This is a genomic window from Streptomyces sp. Xyl84, from assembly GCF_059731885.1.
The window spans coordinates 7,108,683-7,133,093 of sequence record NZ_AP029182.1 but is presented as its reverse complement, the minus strand read 5'-3'; the positions used below and the strand labels follow the sequence as shown (position 1 = coordinate 7,133,093).

24 protein-coding genes and 3 pseudogenes are annotated in these 24,411 nt (G+C 69.5%); 14 read left to right on the top strand and 13 right to left on the bottom strand.

Going from position 1 to position 24,411, the window contains the following annotated elements; translation table 11 throughout:
* The first annotated feature begins 94 nt into the window (after positions 1-94).
* The gene (locus AC6I72_RS31135; protein ID WP_498004465.1) at positions 95-751 is read left to right on the top strand and encodes a reverse transcriptase domain-containing protein; all 657 of its coding nucleotides are present in this window, start codon (positions 95-97) and stop codon (positions 749-751) included.
* Between the two features lie 49 nt (positions 752-800).
* On the opposite strand, the gene AC6I72_RS31130 is transcribed toward AC6I72_RS31135, so the two are convergent.
* The gene (locus AC6I72_RS31130) at positions 801-1,004 is read right to left on the bottom strand and encodes a cold-shock protein (RefSeq protein WP_498004464.1); all 204 of its coding nucleotides are present in this window, start codon (positions 1,002-1,004) and stop codon (positions 801-803) included.
* 968 nt (positions 1,005-1,972) lie between these two features.
* On the opposite strand from AC6I72_RS31130, the gene AC6I72_RS31125 reads away from it, so the two are divergent.
* Positions 1,973-2,158 (top strand): hypothetical protein, encoded by a 186-nt coding sequence (locus AC6I72_RS31125; RefSeq protein WP_498004463.1) that lies wholly within the window; start codon positions 1,973-1,975, stop codon positions 2,156-2,158.
* A gap of 55 nt (positions 2,159-2,213) precedes the next feature.
* Here the strand turns inward: AC6I72_RS31125 and AC6I72_RS31120 are convergent, their stop codons facing one another.
* From AC6I72_RS31120 to AC6I72_RS31105, 4 genes are all read right to left on the bottom strand, one after another.
* Positions 2,214-2,594 carry a hypothetical protein gene (locus tag AC6I72_RS31120; protein WP_498004462.1) on the bottom strand — a complete coding sequence of 127 codons (381 nt, stop codon included), beginning with the start codon at positions 2,592-2,594 and terminating at the stop codon, positions 2,214-2,216.
* Position 2,595: 1 nt separating this feature from the next.
* A complete protein-coding gene (locus AC6I72_RS31115; protein WP_498004461.1) occupies positions 2,596-2,994 on the bottom strand; it encodes a hypothetical protein in 399 nt (132 codons plus the stop codon).
* Between the two features lie 66 nt (positions 2,995-3,060).
* A complete protein-coding gene (locus tag AC6I72_RS31110) occupies positions 3,061-3,675 on the bottom strand; it encodes a hypothetical protein (protein ID WP_498004460.1) in 615 nt (204 codons plus the stop codon).
* Positions 3,676-3,913: 238 nt separating this feature from the next.
* A complete protein-coding gene (locus AC6I72_RS31105) occupies positions 3,914-4,213 on the bottom strand; it encodes a hypothetical protein (RefSeq protein WP_498004459.1) in 300 nt (99 codons plus the stop codon).
* A gap of 27 nt (positions 4,214-4,240) precedes the next feature.
* On the opposite strand from AC6I72_RS31105, the pseudogene AC6I72_RS31100 reads away from it, so the two are divergent.
* The 5 genes and pseudogenes from AC6I72_RS31100 to AC6I72_RS31080 form a co-directional block, all read left to right on the top strand.
* Positions 4,241-4,925 (top strand): annotated as a pseudogene (locus AC6I72_RS31100) (phosphotransferase); the annotation flags it as partial.
* A gap of 118 nt (positions 4,926-5,043) precedes the next feature.
* Positions 5,044-5,484 carry a MarR family winged helix-turn-helix transcriptional regulator gene (locus tag AC6I72_RS31095; RefSeq protein ID WP_498004458.1) on the top strand — a complete coding sequence of 147 codons (441 nt, stop codon included), beginning with the start codon at positions 5,044-5,046 and terminating at the stop codon, positions 5,482-5,484.
* 83 nt (positions 5,485-5,567) lie between these two features.
* Positions 5,568-6,455 carry an NmrA/HSCARG family protein gene (locus AC6I72_RS31090; RefSeq protein ID WP_498004457.1) on the top strand — a complete coding sequence of 296 codons (888 nt, stop codon included), beginning with the start codon at positions 5,568-5,570 and terminating at the stop codon, positions 6,453-6,455.
* Between the two features lie 85 nt (positions 6,456-6,540).
* Positions 6,541-7,002 (top strand): annotated as a pseudogene (locus AC6I72_RS31085) (DinB family protein); the annotation flags it as partial.
* 31 nt (positions 7,003-7,033) lie between these two features.
* Positions 7,034-7,285, top strand: coding sequence for a transposase (locus AC6I72_RS31080; protein WP_498004456.1), 252 nt, complete (start codon positions 7,034-7,036; stop codon positions 7,283-7,285).
* 36 nt (positions 7,286-7,321) lie between these two features.
* On the opposite strand, the gene AC6I72_RS31075 is transcribed toward AC6I72_RS31080, so the two are convergent.
* The 4 genes from AC6I72_RS31075 to AC6I72_RS31060 all read right to left on the bottom strand — a co-directional run bounded on the left by AC6I72_RS31075 (position 7,322) and on the right by AC6I72_RS31060 (position 12,490).
* Positions 7,322-8,503 carry an alpha/beta hydrolase family protein gene (locus AC6I72_RS31075; protein ID WP_498004455.1) on the bottom strand — a complete coding sequence of 394 codons (1,182 nt, stop codon included), beginning with the start codon at positions 8,501-8,503 and terminating at the stop codon, positions 7,322-7,324.
* Between the two features lie 249 nt (positions 8,504-8,752).
* Entirely contained in the window at positions 8,753-10,330 is a 1,578-nt protein-coding gene (locus AC6I72_RS31070; protein ID WP_498004454.1) for a serine/threonine-protein kinase, read from the bottom strand.
* 536 nt (positions 10,331-10,866) lie between these two features.
* The gene (locus tag AC6I72_RS31065) at positions 10,867-11,643 is read right to left on the bottom strand and encodes an SDR family NAD(P)-dependent oxidoreductase (protein ID WP_498004453.1); all 777 of its coding nucleotides are present in this window, start codon (positions 11,641-11,643) and stop codon (positions 10,867-10,869) included.
* A 1-nt stretch (position 11,644) separates the two neighbouring features.
* Positions 11,645-12,490: an SDR family oxidoreductase gene (locus AC6I72_RS31060; RefSeq protein WP_498004452.1), complete on the bottom strand. Its 846-nt coding sequence runs from the start codon at positions 12,488-12,490 to the stop codon at positions 11,645-11,647.
* Between the two features lie 101 nt (positions 12,491-12,591).
* Between AC6I72_RS31060 and AC6I72_RS31055 the strand changes: the two genes are divergently transcribed.
* Entirely contained in the window at positions 12,592-13,185 is a 594-nt protein-coding gene (locus AC6I72_RS31055; protein ID WP_498004451.1) for a TetR/AcrR family transcriptional regulator, read from the top strand.
* 315 nt (positions 13,186-13,500) lie between these two features.
* Here the strand turns inward: AC6I72_RS31055 and AC6I72_RS31050 are convergent, their stop codons facing one another.
* Positions 13,501-14,352 (bottom strand): helix-turn-helix transcriptional regulator, encoded by an 852-nt coding sequence (locus tag AC6I72_RS31050; protein WP_498004450.1) that lies wholly within the window; start codon positions 14,350-14,352, stop codon positions 13,501-13,503.
* A 138-nt stretch (positions 14,353-14,490) separates the two neighbouring features.
* Between AC6I72_RS31050 and AC6I72_RS31045 the strand changes: the two genes are divergently transcribed.
* The 3 genes from AC6I72_RS31045 to AC6I72_RS31035 all read left to right on the top strand — a co-directional run bounded on the left by AC6I72_RS31045 (position 14,491) and on the right by AC6I72_RS31035 (position 17,186).
* A complete protein-coding gene (locus tag AC6I72_RS31045; RefSeq protein WP_498004448.1) occupies positions 14,491-14,778 on the top strand; it encodes an Atu4866 domain-containing protein in 288 nt (95 codons plus the stop codon).
* Positions 14,779-14,890: 112 nt separating this feature from the next.
* Positions 14,891-16,327, top strand: coding sequence for an MFS transporter (locus AC6I72_RS31040; protein WP_498004447.1), 1,437 nt, complete (start codon positions 14,891-14,893; stop codon positions 16,325-16,327).
* Between the two features lie 82 nt (positions 16,328-16,409).
* Positions 16,410-17,186, top strand: coding sequence for an SDR family NAD(P)-dependent oxidoreductase (locus AC6I72_RS31035; RefSeq protein ID WP_498004446.1), 777 nt, complete (start codon positions 16,410-16,412; stop codon positions 17,184-17,186).
* Between the two features lie 258 nt (positions 17,187-17,444).
* Here the strand turns inward: AC6I72_RS31035 and AC6I72_RS31030 are convergent, their stop codons facing one another.
* The gene (locus AC6I72_RS31030) at positions 17,445-17,840 is read right to left on the bottom strand and encodes a group I truncated hemoglobin (RefSeq protein ID WP_498004445.1); all 396 of its coding nucleotides are present in this window, start codon (positions 17,838-17,840) and stop codon (positions 17,445-17,447) included.
* A 278-nt stretch (positions 17,841-18,118) separates the two neighbouring features.
* Between AC6I72_RS31030 and AC6I72_RS31025 the strand changes: the two genes are divergently transcribed.
* Positions 18,119-18,982, top strand: coding sequence for a hypothetical protein (locus AC6I72_RS31025; protein ID WP_498004882.1), 864 nt, complete (start codon positions 18,119-18,121; stop codon positions 18,980-18,982).
* Between the two features lie 328 nt (positions 18,983-19,310).
* On the opposite strand, the pseudogene AC6I72_RS31020 reads toward AC6I72_RS31025, so the two are convergent.
* A pseudogene (locus AC6I72_RS31020) lies at positions 19,311-19,448 on the bottom strand (IS21-like element helper ATPase IstB); the annotation flags it as partial.
* A 135-nt stretch (positions 19,449-19,583) separates the two neighbouring features.
* On the opposite strand from AC6I72_RS31020, the gene AC6I72_RS31015 reads away from it, so the two are divergent.
* A complete protein-coding gene (locus tag AC6I72_RS31015; RefSeq protein ID WP_498004444.1) occupies positions 19,584-20,378 on the top strand; it encodes an IclR family transcriptional regulator in 795 nt (264 codons plus the stop codon).
* A gap of 212 nt (positions 20,379-20,590) precedes the next feature.
* On the opposite strand, the gene AC6I72_RS31010 is transcribed toward AC6I72_RS31015, so the two are convergent.
* The gene (locus AC6I72_RS31010; RefSeq protein ID WP_498004443.1) at positions 20,591-22,876 is read right to left on the bottom strand and encodes an FAD-dependent oxidoreductase; all 2,286 of its coding nucleotides are present in this window, start codon (positions 22,874-22,876) and stop codon (positions 20,591-20,593) included.
* 173 nt (positions 22,877-23,049) lie between these two features.
* Here AC6I72_RS31010 and AC6I72_RS31005 point away from each other — a divergent pair, with 173 nt between their 5' ends.
* Positions 23,050-24,393: an MFS transporter gene (locus AC6I72_RS31005; RefSeq protein WP_498004871.1), complete on the top strand. Its 1,344-nt coding sequence runs from the start codon at positions 23,050-23,052 to the stop codon at positions 24,391-24,393.
* Positions 24,394-24,411: the final 18 nt, after the last annotated feature.

Genomic DNA, 24,411 nt, shown 5'->3' with positions numbered 1-24,411 from the left:
CTCGAAGTGTGACTACGAGTAAGGCGGTTGCCGACGGGACACGTTGTCCGAGTCATCCGCGACCGCCTCTCGACCGGCACCGGTACCTCTGATCATGTTCCTTTCAATATCAACCCACCGCGCCGCACTTCGTCAATGCGTCGGCGCCGCCGGGCAGGTGGGTCGACGGACGGTCCCTCAGCAGGGGGCGGCGCCGGTCTCGCCCGTCCTGGCGAACCTGTTCCTCCACTACGCGTTCGAAGCTCGGATGGCCCGGGAGTTCCCGGGCGACCAGTTCGAACGGTACGTGGACGACGCGGCTGTGCACTGCGTCAGCGAGCGCCGGGCCAGGATGCTGGTCGAGGCGATCGGCAACAACAGGATGGAGGCAGTCGGGCTGCGGTTGCACCCGGCCAAGCCCCGGACCGTCTACTGCAAGGACGCGAACCGCAAACGCTCCTACGAGCACACGTCGTTCACGTTCCTGGGGTTCACGTTCCGGGGATTCAGGTTCCGCACCCGCTCGGCACGCAGCAAGCACGGGGGCACGTTCCCCTGCTTTCTGCCCGCGGTCAGCAGAGACGCCCTTAAGAAAATGGGCGCCGCGGTACGCACGCAATTGGCGCATGCGCAGCGGGGCGGCGAGCGCTGGTGCGCTTGTGAACCGGCACGTTCGAACGTCCGCTCCCCCGCGGAGGCGCGAGCGAGCCCCGGACCATGTCGTTCCGGGGCTCGCGGGCTCCTCAGGGGCGGCTGCCACATGTCAGCCTGAAGGTGCTCGATGTTCGTGAAACGGACCTCTTCCTGAGAGCCGGAGGACGTCAGCCGCGGACGATGTTCTCGGCCTGGGGGCCCTTCTGTCCCTGGGTGACGTCGAACGTGACCTTCTCGCCCTCGACCAGCTCGCGGTACCCGTTGCCGGAAATGTTCGAGTAGTGGGCGAAGATGTCCGGTCCGCCACCGTCCTGGGCGATGAAACCGAAGCCCTTCTCGGAGTTGAACCACTTCACAGTGCCGCTGGCCATACCGCGTCCTTCGATCTCGCCGGGGGTGCCGGCCTGGGTGAGTTGCGGGGTCTCCCACGGTGGGAAGACACCCGGCTTCCGGCCTACCCCAGTCAGGGCCCCGCCAATCGATCATCCGTCCCGGATTCGGAAGCAGTCTGATCCGGTGGCCGACCGGCGTGGCATGAGGGGCCAGGACTGAGAGACGCAGCGCGGCGGGTGCGGGCGGGATGAGGTGCGGCAGCGCCAGATCCGACAGGTCGGATTCGGTGGCCAGGGCGGGTTCGGCCAGACCACGGCGCGGGAACGGGACCGCCGGCCGCCGCCCCCAAGACCAGCGCCTGCCAGCTGGCCGGCTCACCATCCTTTTGGTCACGCTGGGCGCACCGTTGGCAATTCGCGCCAACGTGGTGCGGGCGTCGGCGGCGTACTTGGCGGATGGGCTGCGTGCGGCAGTCCTCCATGGCGTCTCCCTTGGCCTGGTCCGCGGTGTTCTGGGCGGTCTGGGCTCTGCGGCGGCGTTCTTGGAGTGGGCGTCCGCGCGCGCCCCGAACGCCTCCGTGAACGGCTCGTCCGCGAAGACCTCCGCGAGCCGGTCCCGCACCCGCATCGCCAGACTGCCCTGCGGGAACGCCGCCTGGGCCACCCCCGCGGTCTGCGCCGGAACCTCCGGCAGCTCCCGGCCGCATCCACAACCGCATCACCCCCACGGCCGCATGACAGGACAACGCCCGCACGGACAGTTGTCGGCGGTGGGATGTGTGTCGCCGCCTTGGCCGGCCCCGGCCTGCTCACCCGCTTCCTGCACCAGCTCCCCTCCGGCTACGCCCTCCTGTGCGGCCGCGCCGAACTCACCCTAGCCGCCTGACCTCTCGCCTCCTTGTGCGCCCGAGAGCCGGCCTCAGCCCGGCGGCCGGCATCGAATGCCCGAGCCCATCAGGCAGGAGAGCTGGCTCTAATGGCTGGGGCACGAGACGAAGGGGGCGGGGGTGACCTACGAGGAGCACCTGCTCGACAACCGTCTCCAGACGCTCTCCGACGACGTGAAGGGCAGCGCCGTCGCGGTCTGGGTGAACACCGCATGCCGGCTCCAGCGGGCGGAGACGGCGACGCTCCCTCACGCAACGGTCGTGGGGGAGCGCCGTTCTATGGGTGTCCAGGGAGCCGCCTGTTGAGGAGCTTGCTGTCAGCCGTCGGTAGGCCCCTTCGCGAGGGGGCCTACCGAGCACTTCAGCGTGTTCCTCGCATCTGGCCGAACCATGAGGGATCGTCCATCTCTCCCTCGTCCTCGTGCCACTGCGGAGGTGCGGAGACGACGAAGCTTCTCAGGCCGTCGCCCAGGGCGAACAGGCGGCCCGGAAGGACATCCACCCCGTAGTCGAGGCCGACGGTCCGGCATTCCTCGTCGTCGGCCCGGCGGATGGCCAAGCCGTTGTAGCCGGGGCGGAGGACCATGAGGTCGACGTTGGCGAAGTGGACGTCGATGCGCGTCTGCGGCGGCCTGTCCCTGCTACTGCGGAGGAGGAGCCTGCGATGGCCGACGGTGTACTGCCAGACCTTGAAGTATCTGTCCGATCGGAACAGCTCGGGGCCGGTGGCCGCCGGCGTCACCTCAGCTCCCACTGTTCAGCATGTCCCAGTCGGGTCCGGGGATGTTCACGACTTTGCCCTCTTCACTGTAGAATGTGATGTTGCGCCACTCGAAATTCTCCAACTGGATCCGAAGTCCGATCTGGCCCATTTCCCATTGGGTGGCGGCCCGGTCGCCGGAGCGCCAGGCCTTGTACGCGCTCGCATACTGCTCGGTTGGGGTTTCCCCGTCGAAGCTCTTGACACTGACCGCCACCATGCCGTTGTTGCGCAGGACATTCGAGACCTCGGCCATCCACAGAGCGATCGGCTTTCCGTTGCTCCGGCCGATCCCCTCCGCGTAGGCGTCATCGTTGAAGGTGTATCCCCCCTTGATCTCCTTGGCCAGAGCCTCCGAGTGCTCGCCGATGCCGAGCACCATGGTTCCGCTCGGGCAACCGCTCGGGTTGTGGACCAGAACCGGCGTCGTCCCGGCCAGCACATAAAGTCACGGAAAGCAGGGGATGAGCCCGTCGTCGACGTGGTTCTCGCTGTAGCCGAACTGTCGTCCGAGGGCTTGGTAGCGGGCGAGCCGGGCCGGGTCGACCGGCACGCCATACGTGCCCAGAGTGGCCAGGAGCCGGCGGAAAGCCAGGTCGGGGTCGGCGGAGGTTGCCGCTGCCTGCAGAGCTGTCACCGCGTCCTGGTCGGGGGTGGGTCCGCCCCCTATGACCCTGCCCGCAAAGAGCGGAGCGATCTCATGGATCTCCCGCATCACTGGCTCGGCCAGACCAGTGCGGCCTGGTGCCACGACCGGTGTGTAGACGGGGTCGACGTCGGCCAGATAGGCGCGGCACTGCCGTGCGATCTGCTCGAGCCAGGGCCGCCCGTCGCGGTCGAAGTCGTCGGTGGTGTGCCAGCGGTTGGTCGCGGCGCACCACAGCGTGGTGATGGTGGTGGCGGGCAGCGGGCAGTCCAGCAGTCGCTGTGAGTCCTCCAGGAGTACCGCGGCGTAGGAGCCGGGGATGTGTCCGTGATCTCCTCCCTGTGCGACCTTCTGGATGTGCTGACGGACGGTGCCTTCGTAGTGCCAGTCCGTGGCGCGGAACACAGTCGCGAGCATGGGCAGGCCAAAGCATCCGGAGGGGAAGTCACGCAGTCCCGCGTCGAGGGGCGGCCACCGTACGGTCAGCACCCCGTGCGAAGCCGCGCGCCGATAGACGGTGGGTCAGGCCGGCCGGAACAAAGGTCCACTCGCCGGTCCGCCACTCCACCACGATTCCTGTTCCTTGTCCGCCGCCCTGCCCGTAGTTCGATGAATTACCGGAATTGACGCCGCCCCTTCGCCGTGGCGCTGCGGGTCAGATGCCGAGCAGGCGTCCGGCTTGTGCGACCAGGTGCTCGTCGGCGGCCAGAGAGGCCTCCCGGGCCTTGGTCAGGGTCTCGGTCCTGTCGGCATCGCGCAGGGCGCAGGAGGCGCGCGCAACCGCGGCGTTGTTCGTCTGCTCGGCGGCGTGCGCGCGCCGGGTCTCCACGTAGGCGCCGTAGGTCTGGACGTGCGCGCCGGATCCGGCCAGCGCCTGGTTCACCGCGGCCGTCTGCCGTGCGTCGAGCGGCCGGTCCACACCTGCCGCCGAGTGGAGGTAGACCTGGCTCGGCATCACCGCGCCGGTCAGTGATGCGGGATGAGGAAGGTCAGCGCTCCGACCGCGCTCGCGGAGACCGGCGCGTTGGCTCCCTCACTGCTCGCGATTGATCCGACCGGCGCGCAGTGCGAGATGAGGGAGTGCAGGCGCGCGTGCACCTGCTGGCCGTCAGCTCGTGGCGATCCACGCGGTGCGTCCCGCTGAGCGGCCCCGTGAACACGAGACGTCGATGACCGCCGACACCGTCGTTGTTCCCAAGGGTGCCGATGCGGCGGTATGGGCCGCGGCGATCGAGGTGATCCGCAGGCCCGCGCCGCCTTATGAAGGGTGCTTCCTGCACCGTGACTTTCAGCCCGGCAACGTGTTGTCCGACGTGCCGCCTCGGAACTCGGAAGGTGGCCGGATCACCGGCGCCATCGACTGGGCCGCAGCCGCCAGGGGCCCGGCCGATCTGGATGTGGCGCACTGCTCCGTCAATCTGGCACTGCTGCACGGACCGGCTTGGGGTCTGCGATTCCCTGAGGCGTACGAGGAGGCCGGCGGTGTGCTGGCGGCGGGCGGGCGCGAGCGGCTGTACTGGCGGGTGCGGGACGCGCTGGCCGCCTCGGAAGAAGTGCGGTCGGTGTCGCAGACGTGGCGGGAGGCCGGGAGGACCGAGCTGACGACACGAGCCGTGGAGGAGCGACTGGATGCCAATGTCACCGCCCTGATGGACGCGTCGGGCTGACGGTCATCACCCACATTGCGGGACGAATACCAATGACCGAGTTCAGAAGGCCGCCCAGTGCAGGCTGCCGGCCCGCGACGAGTAGGCTGGTCGTTCGTAATCGGACCGGGAGGTCGGCGTGGACTATGGCGACAAGCTCTTCTGGCTCTCGGTTGTGATTCAACGCAAGTACGCGCAGATCTGCGCCGAATTCGACCTGACCCCCTCGCAGGCCACGCTGCTCTGCGCAGTCAGGAACGAGCCGCGGCAGATGGCTGACCTCGCCGCGTCGTTGGGTATGACCAAGAACGCATTGAGCCAGCTGGTCGATCGCACCGCGCGGCGCGATTTGGTCGGCCGGGCAACCTCGGCGCAGGACCGACGGGTTGTCATGCTCAGTGCGACGCCCACGGGGAAGGTGCTCGGCGAGGCCGTTTACGCCGAGGTCGCCAAGCGCCTGCCCGAGATCGCGAGGAACCTCGACGCCGACGACCAGCGCGACTTCGAGCGCGTGGCCACCGCCATCGTGGACACCTCGGACCTCTCTTCGCCCACCTCGAACCAACCCAACACACCGTGAGGTCCCGCCACACCCGCACCTTGACGAGGTTCATGCCGTGAACTAGTTTCGTTCATGTCGTGAACTAGTGAGGGGTGGCAGCGATGAGCGCACAGACGACCGGCACGATCGCAGTCTTCGGCGCGACGGGGCAACAGGGAGGGGCGGTGGTCGACGCGCTGCTGGACCACAAGGCGCGGGTGCGGGCTCTGGTCCGCAACCCGCAGTCCGACCGGGCTCAGGCGCTGGCCGCCCGCGGCGTCGAGCTGGCGGCCATCCGGGCCGACGACCCGGCGTCGCTGGCCGCCGCGCTGGCGACGGTCGAGGGGTTCTACTTCATGACCCCGGAGGCGAACAGCCTCGAAGAGGTCGAGGCGGAGATCCGTATCGGTACCGCGCTCGTCGACGCGGCGGTCGAGGCGGGCGTCCCGCACGTCGTGTTCAACTCGGTCTTCGGAGCGGACCGGAAGTCGGGTGTGCCGCACCACGACTCGAAGCACTCGATCGAGGAGCACCTGAGGAAGTCCGGCCTCCGGGCCACGATGGTTCGCGCGACCGCCTTCATGGAGAACTTCGCGAGCGTGATTGCACCGAGCCTGGAGCATGGGGAGATCGTGCTGAGGCTGCCGCTGCCGGAGGACGTCGCCCTGAAGATGATCTCGGTCAGGGACATCGGCCGGGTCGCCGCCGCGCTCCTGCTCGGCACCGCGGAGGGGCCCAGCCGAGCTGTCGAGCTCGTGGGCGACGAGCTGACGGGCCCCCAGATCGCCGCGGCGTTCGGCGCGCACGCCGGGCTCCCGGCACGGTACGAGGTCCTCCCGCTGAGCGCGCTTCCCAACGACCTCGACAAGGCGATGTTCCGCGAGTTCGCGAAGGCCGCGGAACACCCTTCGGACCCCGCGGCACGCTCGATCGAGCCGGCCACCCTGGACCTGGCCGAGTGGATCCGAGCTACCGGCTGGACCGCGCCCGCAAACGTGGCTGGTTCCTGAGCCTCCGGCCGCGATGAACGCCCCGCGATCGTGCCCACGGTCTCGGCGCTCTGGGCACGGCAACGCATCCGCCGACGGTCGGAGGACCAACCTCCTCGGCCTCGTCAAACACGTGGCCAGCGTCGAGGCCAGGTACTTCGGCGAGGTCTTCGACCGCCCTTCCCCGGAACCGCTGCCCCGGTGGCAGGACTCCAACGGCAGCGATCTGTGGGCGACCGAGGACGAGACCCGCGATCAGATCATCGGATTCTACCGGCGCACGTGGGAACACTCGGACGCGACGATCAACGAGCTTCCCCTCGACGCCCCCGGCCGCGTGCCGTGGTGGCCGGAGCCTTATGCCGACACGAACCTGTTCGCCGTCATGGTCCATGTCCTCGGCGAGTCCGTCCGGCATGCCGGGCACGCCGGTATCCTGCGCGAGGGCCTCGACGGCCGGACCGGGCTGCGCGCCGGACACGAGAAGCAGATCGACGAGGAAACCCGTGCAGCCTACTGCGCGAAGATCGAGCAGGCCGCCAGGTCGGCCGCACCCATCAAGGCGTAGAGGTCGTCTCACGTGACTTGATGTTGCCCCGTTGCTGCCGTCGTTCGCTGCTCGTCCGCAAGGTGGTGGGACCTCTCCATGTGACGAGCGGGCCGTGTTCACGGCAGTGGTGTATGTGCTCCCCAGCGGCTGCGCCTGGCGGCATCTGCCGCCAATGTTCGGCACGTCGACCGCCACCGCGCATCGCCGCTTCACGGTATGGACCGAGGCCGGCCTGTGGCGTCGTGGCCCGGGGCGAGGTGGACTGGACCTCGGCGATCGGCGGGGCGATCAACCCGGCTGACCTACGCTGTCGCCGGCACCGTCATCGGGCGCCAGGTCACGGCTGCTGGAATGCGACCTCGGGGTGCCTGGCCTTGGGGCCATCGAGGAGCGGCTGCGACATACCCCGCAGGTGAAGGTCGAAGAAGGCTGACACATAGTCGCGGGTTATGCGCCACCCGCGTTCTCCGGACAGCGGTACGGCAGGGTCCGTCAGACCCAACTGCCCGGCCAGATACGGCAGGTCCGTGAAGGAGAAGTGTTCAGCGCCTGCCACGGTCAGCCAGCGTTTCCATCCGTTCAGGTGTTTCCACGCCTCAAGCCAGTCGGTTGTCGGGCTGCTGGGGCTGTGGGTGGACTCGGCGCCGAGCATCATGAAAGGGCGCCCGTCGAGTCTTGCCGCAGCCGGGTGCAGAAAGAAGTCACCGTCCAGGTCGACCCCTGCCCGCACACGACGGTCGGCGGCCATGGTTGCCGCCGCGGTTGCGCCCCCGATCGAATGCCCTCCGATTCCGATCCGGTTCGGGTCGATCACATGGGACAGTGCACCGGCCCGTCTGCCATCGGTCAACTCGCTGATCACAAAGAGCATGTCCCTGGCCCGGCCGCGCACGACGGCGGCCTGCTCCTGCGGAGTGTCGACCTGTTCACAGGCCGCACAGGTCAGCATCCGGCCCCCGGGGAAGGCGGTGCCGACGGATTCGTACGCGTGGTCCACCGAGGCGACGACGTAGCCGCGACTCGCGAGATCGTCGGCGATCGAGGTGAGTGTGGTGCGCGGCATCGAGAAGCCCGGAGAGAGCAACACCAGGGGGAAATGCCCAGCTGCGGGGCGCGTACCCAGGTGCGCGTGGGTACGCGCCCCGGCAACCGTTTCGTGGGGCACGACGCCGTCCAGTCCTCTCGCCTCCAAGAGGAGCTGCGCCTCCTCGTCGGTCATGTATGGCGCCGGCAGTCCACTCGCCGAGCGTGCTGGGTAGGACACCGTCACCATCAGCTCCCGGTTGCCGGCCGTAGGCACCCATGGGTCGGTGCGGTTCCGGTCGACCAAGTGCAGAACGCGGCGGCCCACGGGGTACGGACCGGTGGGGGACGGTAGTTCTAACCCGCTGCCGTACGGGTCTTGGGGCGCAATCTGCGCGGCGTTGACGGAGCCGGCCGGTGTGGCACTCAAAAGCGGCGCGGACAGGGCCAGGGTGAGCAGACCTGCCACAGCGGCGCTGCGATGTCTGGGGATCATGCAGCCGAAGCTAGGCCCTGGTTCTCCACAACACGTCCGGCTCCAGGATTACTTGGTTGTACCCCTGTCGGCGGACCCGGTCAGACCTTGGTATCACCGCCCGGCTGTGACTGAGCCTTCCAATGGGCGAGTTGAGCACCTCAGATCAGGTTCGGTCCGGCTCGCACTCCCCCTCGGTCACTGTCGCCCAGGGCCCTTGGCAGAGGTGCGCAACTGGGCCGTCCGGCACATTGCGACGGCACGTGACGATCAGCGAGATGAGCGTGGAGAGCCAGTTCTCGGCGTCGTGCTCGGCGGTGTTCTTCCAGACCCCGATGCGGAACCCGCCCGGCGCGTTGTGATCTCGCGCGTGCAGTACAGCGCGATGGCCGACACGCCTATGGCGAGGGGGACCCATTGCGGCTGGACGAAACCGACGTACTGAAACCAGACCCGACTTCCCGAGACCAGCTGCGTGAATGATCCCAATACCGCGGCGGCGTTGACGCCGGCGAGGGCGTAGCCGATTCCGCGCGTCCGGCGTTCCGTCCGGGAAGTGAGGGCCGCGGCCATTGCCAGGAGGCTCGCCAGCGTCAGCGTGGAGATCCCGCCAGGGAGCAGCCAGTAGCCCCAGTCGATGCTGTCGGCCGCGGCGGCCGACGCGACCACCATGGCGTAGGCGCAGAAGAGGAGCGCCGACGAGAGAACCCGGAGCGGCAGGGCCACGCGTGCCTGCCAACGGGGTCTTGCCTGCACGGCGAACCATACGATCAGCCCCACAGTGGCGATGGCGACCGCGCCGACGCCGCTGGCTACGTCGCGACCGTCATGGGCTCCGTCGATATTGGCCGCGGTCACCGTGGTGGCCACCAGCGTGATGAGGAACCAGGCCGCGATCGCGATCCAGGACCGCGGCGCACCGGGCTTCCGGGGAGAGGGGCCGCCGGTGGGCGACGACAGCCAAGCCCCTGTCAGCGGTGCGGTGGCCGCCGGCACGGGCTCGGTCGCGTCCGCAAGCCTCCGCAGGGCCTGGGCGGCGTCGGCGGCACTCGCGTACCGTTCTGTGGGATCCTTGCGCAAAAGTCTGAGCAGGACAGCGTCCCAGACCTCTGGCACACCCGCGGCCACGGAACTGGGCGCGGGTGGCTGCTGGCTCAGATGCGCCGTCAGATAGCCGACGGTGTCCGGTGCCTGGAACGGCAGCCTGCCGGTGACCAGCTCGAAGAGCAGGCAGCCCAGAGCGTACAGATCGCTCCTCGGTTCCGGGTGGCCGCGCGCCTGCTCCGGCGCCATGTACGGGGGCGTGCCCACGATGAATCCGGTCTGGGTCAGCCGGTCAGCAGTCGCGTAGGAATCGGCGGCGCGTGCGACACCGAAGTCGAGGACCTTCACCGTTCCCGAAGGTGTGACGAGGATGTTGGACGGCTTGATGTCCCGGTGCATGATGCCGTGAGCGTGCGCGTCACCCAATGCGTCACATATCTGAGCGCCCCACCGGGCCGCCTCGGCCAGGTCGACGGAGCCTTCGCGGAGCTTGACGTCGAGCCCTTCGCCCCGCACCAACTCCATGACCAGAAAGGGCACGGTGCCTCTCTGCGTATCGCTCTCGCCGAGATCGTGGACGGACACGATGTACGGATGCTGGAGCCGGGCGGTGATCCGTGCTTCGCGCAGGAAACGGGCGCGGGCCTCATCCCCACGGCTTTCCCCTCCGGCGAGAAGGGAGATCACTTTGACAGCGACCTGCCGGTCCAGCGTCTCGTCCCGCGCCTCCCAGACCTCGCCCATGCCGCCCTCGCCGAGCTGCCGGACCAATCGGTAACGGCCTCCCAGAAGCTGGCCCTCCACCGCGTGCCCTCCCCGTCGTGGACTCACCTGTGCGCCATCGCCCCGAGCCCCTCGATCATGGCACGTGGCGCAGAGCGCCACCCGCCACATGTGAGATTCCGAAGGCGTCATCAGGCGGTAACTCCTGTTTGGTGCCGCTCGGACGAGGCTGACGCGCCTGGCCAGCCGCGGGGCTCTTCGAGGCCGAGCCTCAGACGCAGGTCACCCACAGCGAGACCCGATGCACCCGTGCCTCCCAAGCCCTGGCTCCATATTGCGCGCTCCCCGTCTCCCCGCCCACCAGCGGGAACCCCTCCACCCGCTCCCGGTGATCGTCTTCCCGCCGGCGGCGGAAACGGTGGCGCTCGTGGTGGCGGTCACGTCGACCAGATCCACCGCGGTGCCCCGCAGCGGGGCGTGACCGGGCCTCACGCGGCGCAGGAACCGCTGGGCCTGGTCGGATTCGGTCTCACCGTGGGCGTAGACGGTGGTGAGGACCACTCGACAAGCAAGACACGATCGTCGGATTGACACAGTTTCGAGGAACCCTGCAGAAGTCAGCGGATGGTGAGGCCGCCGTCGACGGCGAGGATGGCGCCGGTGGTCCACTGGGCGGTGGCCAGGTAGGCGGCCGCGGTGGCGACGTCCTCGGCAGTGCCCAGGCGTCCCAGGGGATAGGAGTGCTCGATGTGCTCGTCGTGGGCGGTGCGCTGCTCCGTGGTCATGGGGGCGAGGTAGGAGTGCTCGTACTTGGGAGTGCGGACGGCGCCGGGAGCGATGGCATTGACACGGACTCCTTGGGGGCCGAGTTCACTGGCCAGCGCCCGGGTCATGGAGTTGAGCGCTCCGCGGGTGGCGGAGTAGGCGGCCGAATGACGGCCGGCGACCATTTTGCGGGCCCAGTAGCTGCTGATGTTGATGATGTTTCCCCGAGCGTTCAGGAGGGCGGGCAGGAGTTGCCGGCTCAGCAGCAGCGGCACCTGGACGTTGAGGTGCCACATGGTGTTCATCTCGTCGATCGTGGTGTCGGCGAGGGAGGCGAAGTGTGCGGTGCCGACGTTGTTGACGAGGGTGTCGACCCGGTCGGTCAGGTTTCCGACGTGCTCGGCGATCCGGGCGGGGGCATCGGGCGCGGAGAGGTCCGCGGGCACTGTGTGCACGACGGTGCCGTGGCGGCCGAGTTCCTTGGCGGCGGTCTCGAGCTTGTCGCGGTTGCGGGCGACAAGAATCAGGTCCGCCCCGTCGCGGGCGAGGGCACCGGCGATGGCCAGGCCAAGGCCTTCGCTGCCGCCGGTGACGACGGCGAAACGGCTGGTGGTGCGGTGCTCGGACATGTCAGATCGCCTTTGTGTGGTCGGTGGAAGCACTCAGGGCCGCGAACCGGCGTAGCTCTTGGAGTTGGTCGCTGCGGGCGTTCTCGATGCCGGCGAGGGCGTCGCTGCCGAGAGGAAGGCGCAGCGGGGGGCTCGGCAGATCGGCGAGGGCGACGAGGGCCTGGGCCATGCGGGCGGGGTCGCCGACCTGGCCTCCCGCGGCGCCGGCGGAGCGCGCCAGCGCTTCGTGCACGGGGAGGTAATCGGGGAAGGCGGCACTGCTGGACAGCCGGCTCGCCCAGTTGGCGCGGAAGCCGGTGCGGGCTGCTCCGGGCTCCACGATCGTCGTCCGGATGCCCAGCGGGGTCAGCTCGGCGGCCAGTGAGACGCTCAGACCTTCGAGGGCATGCTTGCTGGCCGTGTAGGCGCTCATCCCCGGGGCACCGGTCTGCCCTGCCAGCGAGCTGATCTGCAGCACACGGCCCGCTTTCGCCGCGCGCAGGTGGGGCAGAGCGGCTCGCAGGACATCGGCGGCGGCGAAGAAGTTCACTTCGAACTGGGCGCGCAGCTCCGTGTCGTCCAGTTCCTCGAAGGGGCCCGCCAGCGCGTAGCCGGCGTTGTTGACGACGACGTCGAGGCGGCCGAACCTGGTGATCGCATCATCCAGTACCGCACGCAGCGCACCGGCGTCGGTGATGTCCATGCGCACGGTGCGCAGACGCCCGGGAAAGGCGGCGGTCAGCGGTTGCAGCGGCTCATCGTCGCGCGTGACCGCGATCACTCGTTCACCTGCACTCAGAACCTCACTGACCAGGGCCTGGCCCAACCCGCCGGACGCGCCGGTGACCAGCCACACGCGGGACCCCATGCTTGACCCCTCTCCCAGCAATACAAACGGACCAATGTTGTCCGTTTCTTCAGAGTAGGCGAGGCGGACAGATGCTGTCCACTTATGGATAGGATGGAGTGATGAAAACGGAGCGGCCCGCGGCCACCCAGGGGACGGCGATGCCGGTGCGCGCCGACGCCCAGCGCAATGCCAGGCTGGTGCTCGCGGCCGCGCGTCGTGCCGTCGCCTCCCACGGGCTGGACGTGAGCTACCACGAGATCGCCCGGGAGGCCGGCGTCGGTGTGGGCACCGTCTACCGGCGCTACCCCGAACGCGACCAGCTCATGGCGGCGGTGCTGAGCGACATCCTCACCGAACTCATCGAGACCGCGCACCAGGCCCTGGACTGCGATGACGCCTGGGAGGGCTTCTCGTTGCTGTTCACTGGCCTGGCCCTGCGCACCGCGCAGAACGCGGGACTGTCCGGCTCCCTGGACCAGCACGGCGGTCCCGTTGTCGCCGAGCAGCGCCACGAGCTCCTCGGCCTCGCCCGGAGGGTCATCGAGCGCGCCCAGGACCAGGGACGTCTTCGCCGGGATCTGGCCTGGCAGGAAGTGCTGCGGCTGACCGGCGCCCCAGCGGTACAGGGATGTGTGCTGGGACTTGAGCCCGAGCCCGCACACGGTCACCACTCCGTGCTGACCGTTCTTCTCGACGGTCTACGGACCGGCTGACACCAGCGACGTGCCGAAGCTCTCAGGAGCGGATGACATCGTGCGGGAGTGGACGACATCGCCGGGACGATGCCGTGCACCCGTTCGGCGCGTTCCATGAATGCGAGGCTCCCGACACCGGCCATACCGGCCCTTTGTCGGTGACTGGTTGAGCCGACCCCGCGCGGCCCTCTGGAACCAGTTTGCGTCAGGGCTGAATCGTCTCCAGGTCCTCAGGGTGGGGGCTCTGACCCAGCCGATTTCGCTTACATGCAGAAAAAGCCGCATCAACCCCTAAATGCCGCAAATTGCCCAGACGAGCGGTGCGCGCGGGGCTCACTGTCCGGCCGAACCGGACGGGGTCCGCTTCCCGCTGGCGTGCAGGGTACCGAGGAGGGCCAGTGCCTGGGCGGAGGGGCTGCCCGGGTCGGCGTGGTAGATGACGAGTTGCTGGCCCGGCGCGTCGCGGACGTCGAAGGACTGGTAGGTGAGGGAGAGAGGGCCGACGTCCGGGTGGAGAAGTTGCTTGGCGTCCTGGGTTTTGCCGCGCACGGTGTGCTGCGCCCACAACCGCCGGAATTGCGCACTGTGCTCGGTCAGGGTGTCCACGAGGTGACGCAGACGCGGGTGCTCGGGGTCGAAGCCGCTCGCCTGGCGCAGGTTGGCGACGGTGGCCTGGGCGGCCCGGTCCCAGTCTCTGTAGAAGTCCCGCCCGGCCGGGTCGAGGAAGGTCATGCGGGCCAGGTTGTCCGCGGGGGTGAAGGGGGCGTAGAGGGCGTCGGCCAGGGCGTTGGCGGCCAGGAGGTCGAGGGTGCGGTTCATGACGAATGCGGGGGTGTGGGCATAGCCGTCCATCAGCTGGCGCAGCGCGGGACTGACCCGTTCGGTGGCATGGAGGGAGCCTTGGCCGTCCGGTGACACCCCTGCCAGGCGGTGCAGGTGGGCGCGGGCGTCCGTGTCGAGCAGGAGCGCGCGGCTGAGAGCATCCAGCACTTGCGGCGACGGATGGCGCTCGCGCCCCTGCTCCAGCCGGGTGTAGTAGTCGGCGTTGACTCCGGCCAGGACGGCGACCTCCTCGCGGCGCAGTCCGGCGACTCTGCGCACGCCGTGACTGGCCATGTTGACATCCTCTGGCCGCAGGCGGCCACGGCGCGCGCGGAGGAACTGCCCGAGGTGGTTGTCGTCCATGGATCCCAGGCTAGACGGTGCCCGCGCACGCTTCCTGGGTGTGCCGCACCCAGGCAGAGAAGGTCCTGGTAGCCCTTCGCTGAGCTGCGCAGACTCGGTCGGGCACCGCAGCTGACACTCACCGACGAAGGGAACCCGATGACAGGCGACGTGCGCAGCGACCGGGACCGTGGGAACGCCGACGTGGTCGGCATGTGGGTGACCGCGGACGGCCACATCCGCCAGGAGCTGCTGCCGGACGGCCGCTACGACGAGGCCCGGGGAGACCGGCGCAGCGCGTACACCGGCCGGTACACGGTGACCGGCGACCACCTCGACTACGTCGACGACACCGGATTCACCGCCACGGGCGACATCCGCGACGGCGTGCTCCACCACGAACACCTTGTGCTCTACCGCGAGGACCGGACGGAGAAACCCTCATGAGGGAGCACGGCAGCGTCCCCGCTCCTCGTACTCACGGATACGCCCGCGGACACGGGATCCGCCCCAGTGCGGGCCCTGTCCCGCTCAACCGTCCCCGGAAGAAGGCAGAGCAGTGAAGCAGACCGGCGAAAGCACCATCGGCGCCGTCGGAACCGAACCCCTTGCGGGGGTTTCCCCGTCACCCGGCACTCTGGCCCTGCTGGTGTTGTGCGCGGCTCATTTCATGGACGCCATCGACCTGTCCGATGTGGGCGTGGCCCTGCCCGCGATCCAGCGTGACCTTGGCATGTCATCGGGTTCCCTGCAGTGGGTCGTGTCCGCCTACGCCCTCGGCTACGGCGGATTCCTCCTCCTGGGCGGCCGGGTCGCCGATCTGTCCGGCCGACGCCGCGCCTTCCTGGCCTCGGTCGCCGTCTTCGGCGTGGTGAGTGTGCTGGGAGCGCTCGCTCCGACCGGTGGCCTGCTGATCGCGGCGCGGCTGGTGAAGGGCATCGCAGCGGGCTTCCTGGCCCCGGCGGCCCTCTCCTTGATCACCACCAACTGGCCGGAGGGCCCGCGGCGTGGACGTGCTCTCGGGTGGTACGCCACCGCCGGCGCCTGCGGCTTCATCGGAGGGCTCGTCCTCGGCGGGGTACTGACCGAACTGTCCTGGCGGCTCGTCTTCGCGCTCCCGGTGCCCATCGCCGTGGCGGCACTGCTCGCAGGGCTGCGCCTGCTCCCGGCGGACCGCCGGGACAGCACCCGCGAGAAGATCGACGTTCCCGGTGCGCTGACGGCCACTGGAGCTCTGATGCTCCTGGTCTACGCCCTCACGCAGGCTCCGGCGCACGGCTGGCTGTCGGCCCGCACTCTCGTCCTCTTCTCCGCCGCCGCCTGCTTGCTCGCCCTGTTCCTCCGCGTCGAGTCCCGTTCACGCAGGCCGTTGGTCCCGTTGTCCTTCCTCACTCGGCGTGCGACCGCGCGCACCAACCTGACGATCTTCGCGATGTGGGGTGCCTACACGTCCTTCGCGTTCCTCGCCACGCTCTATCTGCAGAACGTGCTGGACTGGACGCCGTTGCAGACGGCCGGTGCCTTTGTCCCGCTGGGCCTCGCCAACGGTGCGCTGGCGCCGTTCGCGGGCCGGCTCGCCGCCCGGTTCGGCGTGCACAGGATGATCGCCGCCGGGATGCTGCTCCTCGCACTGTCCTACACGCTGTTCTTCCGGATCGGGCCGGACAGTTCCTTCCTCACCGTGATCCTGCCCGTCATGGTCGTCAACGGTATCGGCACCGCCGCGACGTTCCCCGCGCTGAACATGAGCGCGGTGGCCGGGGTGCCCGACCGGGACCAGGGGCTGGCGGGAGCCTTGCTCAACACCTTCATGCAGATCGGCGGTGCTGTCGTCCTCGCCCTCGTCACCGCAGTCGTCGAAGCCGAACAGCAGGCAGACCGCTCCGGCCCTCTGGCGGGCTACACCCCTGGCACTGCCGTCATCGTCGCCGCCGTACTCGCCGGTCTGGGCGTCGCCCTGCTCGTCCGGCACCGGGGCGACAGCCGGAACCACTGACGCAGGGGCCCTCGACCCTACCACGAAGCCATCCGCCGCCGGGCACCGACACCCGGCCACCACCCCGTCAGGGAGTACCCGCATGACCTCCACAACCCTGTCCGTCGAAGCCGTCGCAGCTGCCGAGTTCGCTGGAAAGGCAGCTCTCGTCACCGGCGCCGCACGCGGCATCGGCAAGGAGACCGTGGCTCTCCTCCTTGCCCGCGGCGCACACGTCGTCGCCCTCGACATGCGCCCCGAACTGGCCTCGCTGACCGAGGAGTTTCCCGGGATTGTGACCGTGACCGGCGATGTCACCGTCGAAGAGACCGCCACCCGCGCGGTAGGGGCCGCCGTCGACGCCTTCGGCGGTCTCGACATCCTGGTCAACAACGCCGGACGCACCCTGAACAAGCCCGTCACGCACACCACCGCACAGGACTGGGACAGCGTGATGAACGTCAACGCCCGCGGCGCCTTCTTCTTCGCCCGCGAAGCCTTCCGCGCCATGGAGGAACGCGGGGGCGGCGCCATCGTCAGCACCGGCTCCTACGCGTCCACCGTCGGACTGCCCGAAGGGGTCGCCTACAGCGCGTCGAAGGGTGCGCTCGCCCAGCTGACCAAAGTGCTGGCCCTGGAGGGCGGCCCCCTGGGCATCCGCGCGAACCTCGTCGCCGCAGGCGTCGTCGAAACCGACTTCCTCGACACCTTCCGCCCCGACAGCCGCGCCTATCTCGCGTCCTTCGCGGACGCCCACCCCCTGGGCAGGGTGGCACAGCCCCGTGAGATCGCGGAAGTCCTGTGCTTCCTGGCCTCCCCGCGATCCTCCTTCGTCACGGGCACCGTACTCGCCGCGGACGGCGGCTTCACCGCAGCCTGATCCGCCGCCCGCGGACCACCGGGAAAAGAACGTGGGTGCGTGGCAGTTCCGCGGGCGGTGACAGCATCGGGGGCGGCTCCGGCACCTCGGCCCCCTTCTCTTCCTCGGCACGTCTGCGCAGGCGGTCGCGGTGCTGACGGCAGGTCTCCTCCACCGTGGCCGTCAGGTTCTGCAGCAAGTGCCGCCAGTCGGCAGCTTCTACTGCTCCAGCAGCACTTCGGGCCAGCGGCGCGGCTGTCTGTCTGTCTGTAGCGAGCGTCAGGCGGTGATGATGTCCGCCTTGAGCGGCAGCAGGGCCTGGGCGATCGTGCCGATGGTCGCCTCGTCCACCCCGGCCTCCGTGAGCGCGCCTGCGAGGTGGTCGACGACCTTGCCGAAGGCGTCGTCCGTGATGGCCAGGTGTGCGTGGGCCTTGCGCATGGAACGGCCGGAGTAGGGGCGGGTGGCGCCGAGGGCCTGGCCGATGAAGCGCCGCTGGTGCTGCTTGAGACGGTCCAGGTCCACTCCGGTGAAGTACGGCTGAAGGTCGGGATCGCTGAGTACTTTGCCATAGAAGATGTCGACGACGGCCCCTACGGCGTCCTCTCCTCCTAGCTGCTCGAAGAGGGTCGGGGAAGTGGCTTCGGACGGCGTGCCGGAGATGGTGTCGGTCATGGTGCCAGCGTCGCGCCGCCGTCTTGCCGGAACGTGAGGAGACGGTTTCCGGGCTGTCAGAAAGACCCTCCGGCCCGCCCGGGACGGCGGTGAACTCTTCGCAACCGGCTCCTCACGCGCCGGGTGGACGCCGGAAACACCGGGTCGGTTGTTCAGGTACGCCTCCACCTCACTGAACTGGCCGGTGGGTCGCTGACTGCAACAACTTCGAGCCGGGGGAGCAACAGGGGCCGTGCCCGACCGACCCGCTCGGCACATTCCTGCACGGGCTGCTCACCATGCCCGACCTGTTCGCCGCCGGCGGGTTCCGGGTGACTGACCTAGCCACCGACACCGTCTTCGTCGAGCCGGGCTGCTGCAACGGCCTGGAGACGTGGCGGGACTGGCTGGAGGTGCTCGACGGCACCGGCTGCTACTTCGGCCACGACCCGTCCTCAGCGGCCGAGCGTGTCGGCGACAACGTCCGGCTGGCTCTCGGCGCCGATGCGAAGGACGGAAGCCCGGTAATCGAATTGCCGGTGGACCAGGTGCGCGCGCTCGTCACCGGTGCCGAGACGGACCCCCGGGACTTCCACAGCCTTGCCGGAACCTGGGCCGAACAACACCTGCCGACACACGCCGCCGCCGTCATGGCCGTCTTGGCCCGGGCACTGATCTGGAGCTCGCGCAGTGACCAGTTTCCTGACCCACCGGGCGCGCGTGCACGACGCCCGGCTGCCCCTCCACCAGCGGCACAGCGCACTGCGCACATGCCTCACTGTTTTCGCTCCTCACGGCCTCCGGGCGACATACCACCACCTCACGCTCAGCGCCGGATCCCGCGACGGCTGGAGGCGGCACCGAACGCGCTGGCGCGGGCGGTGGAGGAACTGCACGAGGCGCGGGTGCCGTGGCTCGTGCGGGCAGAGGAGTATGCCGTGCAGCGTCGGGCGGAAAGCAGGCCGGGCAGCGGGCTGTGCCGAACCCTCGGCCGTGGTGGCTGCGGAGTTGGTGGGAGAGCCCGGAACGCACATGGTCCGAAGACCCGTTTCGCCAACCATCGCTGCGACTGTCCGAGTACGTCCGGTGACAGAACTCGCTTCTGGACGGCGCCGATCTGCCCAGCTGCCCGGCTTGCGGGGACGAGGGACCGCGAGCGCTGAGCTCGACCGGACATGGCTGGGTCGAGCTGTGCCGTGGGTGCGAGCTGGACAAGGACATATGGCCGACCGCACGTAGACCGCACATACGCCGGGGAAGACAAGGAACGGTGCGGCGGCACGATCGGTGCCACTGGCCTCGCAGGCACTTCCGGTTCGGAGATCTGCAAGGGATGATCACGGGGTTCCGTCCACCCGGCCGGTCCGGCTCGCGCTCATCGGGGCCCGGGCCCAGGGCGTCGTCGCTCCACCGCATCCAGGTGTGAGCGCCGCGCTCGACGGCTGCTTGGAAAATCCCATCGTGCCAAGAACCCATCGTGCCCTTGGAGGTCAAGCGACCGTGGCGGGCGATGGTCCTGGTCAGTTGCTTCTCGCCGGCAGCTTCGACGAGTTCGTTGACCAGGTGGGCGGCGAGCCCGTAGCGGCCCCGGAAGCCGGCCATCACCGCGGCGGGGCCGAGTCCGCCCAGCACCACCGCCAAGGACATGCCCCGGGCCCGTCCAGTGCTGATCGCCCGCTGTAGCGGTCCAAGGACGACCCCTCACCGCGCGGTCGCGATAGGGTGATGCAGAGTGTGCAAGTCGCATGCAGACAGAGGAGCGGCATGGTTACTCGGGCGACCGACGCGGGGACGAACCAGAGTGTGGAACGAGCCGTCGCGGTGCTGCGCGCGCTGGATTCGGGGCGGGCCGAGCTGCGGGTGTCCGACGTCGCCGAACTGACCGGGCTGGGTTCCTCCACGGCGTCCCGGCTGCTGTCCACCCTGGAGCGGCTCGACATGGTCGAGCGGGATCCGGTGAGCAGTCTGTACCGGCTGAGCCTCGGCACGCTGCCGCTCGCCGCGACCGCCGTCAACCGGCATCCGGTCCACCGCGCGGCGCGCACGGTGCTGCAGGAGCTGGCCGCGCGGACGGGGCTCGGCGCGAATGTCGCCGTGCGCCGCGGGGACGTGCTGATGTTCCTGTGCAATTTCGAGGGGGCGCGTGCCCCGAAGTCGTACACGCAGGCCGGACACACCGCGCCGCTGCACGCCACGGGGATCGGCAAGTGCCTGCTGTCCGGGCTGTCTCCCAAGGAGCGGCGCAAGCTGCTGACCGAACCGCTCGAGGCGCACACGGAGTTCACCACCGTCAGCCACGACCTGCTCGACGAGGAACTCGCGGCCGTGCGCCGGAGCGGGTACGCCGTCGAGGCCGAGGAGCGGGCGCTGGGCCGGGCCTCGCTTGCCGCGCCGGTGCGCGACGCGTCGGGCGAGGTGGTCGCCGCGATCTCGCTGTGGGGGCCTACGTCCGTGCTCGGCGGGCAGGACGCGCGGGGGGTTCCCGAGGCGCGGACGGCGCTGGCGCGTGAGGTGATCGAGGCCGCGGACGTCGTCAGCCAGGCGCTGGGCGCCATGTGAACCGGCCCGGCCGGCCCCTCAGCGGAGTGGTCGGCCGGGTAGGGGGCTTAGAGCTGCGAACAAAAGTGGGTTCCGATCAGCGGGCGGTGTCCGGTGCGTGCGATCGCAAGGCGCCGGAAGGTCCTTGTAGCGGAGCTACCAGGGCCTTCCGGCAACACGGCGAGGGCGCGTGCCGGGCGCCGGCCGCCGGGGCCCACTTTTGTTCGCAGCTCTTACTCCCCGTACGCCTTCAACGCGACGACGTGGGCGTGCCGGGCGCCGTGCGTCGCGTCCACCCTCAGCCGCAGGGCGCTCGTGCGCACCGGGGTGTCCGGGCGGTGGATGCGGTGGCGGCGGCGGTTGCCGGTCACGGTCAGCAGGGTGTGCCAGGTGCCGTCGGGTCCGAGGGCCTGGATGCGGTAGTCGCGGACGAGTTCCGGCATGACCTCGAACGGGGTGCGGTGGCGGTGCAGGTTGTTGAGGTACTCGTCGACGTCGTCGTCGAACACCACGCGTACTTCGGCCAGTTGCCGCTCGTGGTCCCAGTCCAGGCGCAACCATTCGTCGGCCCGCTCGGGGTCGGTCAGCGGCTGTGAGGACCACATCTGGGGGCCTGCGTAGGGGCGTTGGAAACCACCGACGGCCCGTTCGGGGGTGAAGGCGCGGGTGTCGGGGGCGGTCCGGAAGCAGAACGTGTGGCGGCGCAGCCCGCGGGCCTGCCATTCCAGGACCAGCTGACCCTCCTCCTCGGGGATGTCATGGTCGACGGCCGCGTCACCATCGGCCTTGCGGCGCAGGGCGAGGACGCCGTCGACGCGTTCGGGGAGCAGGACCAGCGCGGTCTCGGGGCAGGCGCGGACGATCAGGACGGCGTTGCCGGGGGTGTCCGGGCGGTGGTCGAGGCGGGCGGTGACCCAGTGGGGGCCGCCCGGCGGGACGGTGACGGTGGTGGTGGACAGGTGGTCGACCGGGACGGCGTTCTCGGGGCGCCCTGTGCCCCACAGTTCCACCGCGAGGTCCCGGCAGCCGTCGAGGGCGCCGTGGACGAGCAGGTCAACCGTGTCGAGTGCGGGGTCCACCGGCAGGAGGAGCGCGAGGTCGCGGGTGAGCGGGTACGGCTCGCCGGGCGCGGCTGGTGTCGGCTCGGCGGCGAGGCGGTTCAGGTGGGAGGAGGCGCTGACGCGGGCTGCGCGGGCGAGGTCGGCGGGGTCGTCGTCGCGTATGCCGATGACCGAGGCGTCCTGCTTGAGGAGTGTGCGGCGTACCTTCTCGGGGTGCTTGTGCGCCAGCTCTCGCGGGGTCAGGCCTTCGGTGACGCAGAGCGCGGCGGCGGTCCCGGCGGCCTCGCCGAGCGTGGCGCAGGTCGCCATCACGCGGGTGGCGCCGAAGGCGATGTGGGTGGCGGAGATGTTGCGGCCGGCGAACAGCAGGTTGGTGACGTTCGCCGAGTACAGACAGCGCAGCGGGATGTGGAAGACGCCGTCTGCGTAGCGCTGGCGGGCGCCGGGCTCGTCGGCGTACATGCCCTGGACGGGGTGGAGGTCCACGGACCAGCCGCCGAAGGCGACCCGGTCCTCGAACGGCCGCTGCTGAAGGATGTCCTGCTGGGTCAGGACGTAGTCGCCGACGAAGCGCCGGTACTCGCGCTTGCCGGGGATGCTGCCGACCCATTCCAGGGTGAGGTTCGCGGCGTCGGGGAACTCGCCCGAGTTCTTGATGTGGTCCCAGATGCCCATGATGACGGCCTGGAGTTCGTCGCGGATGCGCTCGTTGTCGTGGACGGTGTCGAGCTCGCCGCCCCATTCGATCCACCAGTAGTCGCAGCCGTTGTCGCCGGTGCGCAGGACGCGGTTGCGCAGGATCGGCGTGGCCGACAGGTCCTTGGCGTGGGCGGGCGGTACGAACTTGACCGGGCGGCCCGTGTCCTTGGTGTGGAAGAGGATCGTCGAGCCGAGCAGAGCGTCGTCGGCCTCTTCGGGGGCCCAGGGCTCGTCGTGCTCAGAGCGTGCCTCGCGGCCGGTGCGGTGGCGGGCGCCCGCGAGATGGCCGAGCAGGCCGTCGCCGGTGCAGTCGAGGAACTGGCGCGCGTGGAAGGTGATGCGGCGTTCCGATCCCATCATCCAGCCGGTGCATGAGTGCACCTCGCGTGCATCATGTGGGCCGCTGGCGTCGACCTCGCGGACGTCGGTGTTCAGGTACAGGTCGAGGAGCGGTTCGGCGAGGACCGCGTCGAGGACGACCTGGTCCCAGTAGTACGGGTTGCCTTCGGGGTTGCGGTACTGGTTCTCGGTGTAGAGCTCGCCCATGATGCCGCTCTCGCGCGCCCACCGGTGCACCCCGTGCGCGGTGGCCCCGCACACCCATACGCGCACTTCGCTGCTGGCGTTCCCGCCCAGGACGGGCCGGTTGTGGACCAGGGCGACGCGGCGCCCGAGCCGGGCGGCGGCGACGGCCGCGCACGTTCCCGCGAGTCCGCCGCCGATGACGGCGATGTCATAGTGGGCCTCTTCTTCCCGCACGGTGCGGCCTCCTCGATGTGTGACGCTCGGATGCAACCATGAACGTACATCAGATGCATATTGTGCAATCCCTGTTCAGTCAGTGGGATCTGATGTAAGTTCGCGCCGCAGCGAAGGGCGAACAGCGGCCCCCGCGTGCCGGACAGAGCCGCGCAGAAGGCAGGGTGAGCGAGATGACCGACGAGACGACGCAGCACAGAGCACGTCCTCGCGACGCGGAGGGCGCCGGCGACACAAGCCAAGCGGTCGATGCCGCCGGGCTGCGCAAGGTCCTGGTGGCCGCGGGGCTCGGCCACTTCGTCGAGTGGTTCGACTTCGGTATCTACGGCACCCTCGCGGTGATCCTGGCCCACCACTTCTTCCCCTCGGGCGATCCGCAGGCCGAACTCCTCTCCACCTTCGCCGTGTTCGGCGCCGGGTTCGTCATGCGTCCGCTCGGCGGCCTGTTCTTCGGTTCGCTCGGCGACCGGATAGGACGCCAGCGCACCCTGGCGATCGTCGTCCTCGCCACCTCGGCCTCCACGCTCGCGATGGGCCTGCTGCCCACACACGCGACGGTGGGCGCGCTCGCCCCCGCACTGCTCGTCCTGTGCCGGCTCCTCCAGGGGTTCGCGGCGGGCGGCGAGAGCGCCGGCGCGACCACGCTGCTCGCCGAGTACGCCCCCGAACGCCGGCGCGGCTTCGTCACCTCCTGGATCGACGCCTCCGGCTTCGCCGCGTTCGTCGCGGGCTCCGGCATCGTGCTGCTGCTCTCGGCCACGCTGCCCGGTGACGCGATGGACGACTGGGGCTGGCGGCTGCCGTTCCTGCTGGCCGCGCCGCTCGGCATCGCCGGTGTGTATCTGCGTACGCGCCTGGAGGACAGCCCTGAGTTCCGCAAGCTCAAGAGCGAGGGCAACCAGTCCCGTTCACCACTGCGGGAGAGCTTCGCCACCGCCCGCACGGCGATGCTGCTGTGCACCGGGTTCATGCTCGTCAAGGCCGTCGGCCACTGGGCGCTGCAGACCTTCATGCCGGGTTATCTGCAGACCACGCTGGACTTCAGCCGCGTCCAGGCCTTCGCCGTCACCACCGCGGGTCTGTTCGTGGTGGCCGTCGCGGTGCCGTTCATGGGCGCGCTCTCGGACCGGGTCGGCCGCAAGCCGCTGCTGATCGCGGGCTGCGCCGGGTTCGTGCTGCTGTCCTGGCCGGCGTTCTGGCTGCTCAGCGTCGGCAACGCGCCACTCGCCGCGATAGCCATGATCGTGCTCGGCCTGTGCATCGCCGCCTTCGACGGCGCCATCTCCGCGGCGCTCGCCGAACTCTTCCCCACCCGCGTGCGCTACGGCGCCATGGCCATCTCCTACAACATCGCCACGGCCCTCTTCGGCGGCATGACCCCGTACTTCGCGACCTGGCTGATCGGCGCCAGCGGGTACGACCTCTCCCCCGCCTTCTACCTGATGGTCGTCGCCCTCGTCTCCGGCACCGTCGTGCTGCGGGCCCGCGAGACCGCGCCGCTGCGGCCCGCCGCCTGACGCTCCCACCACGTTCCC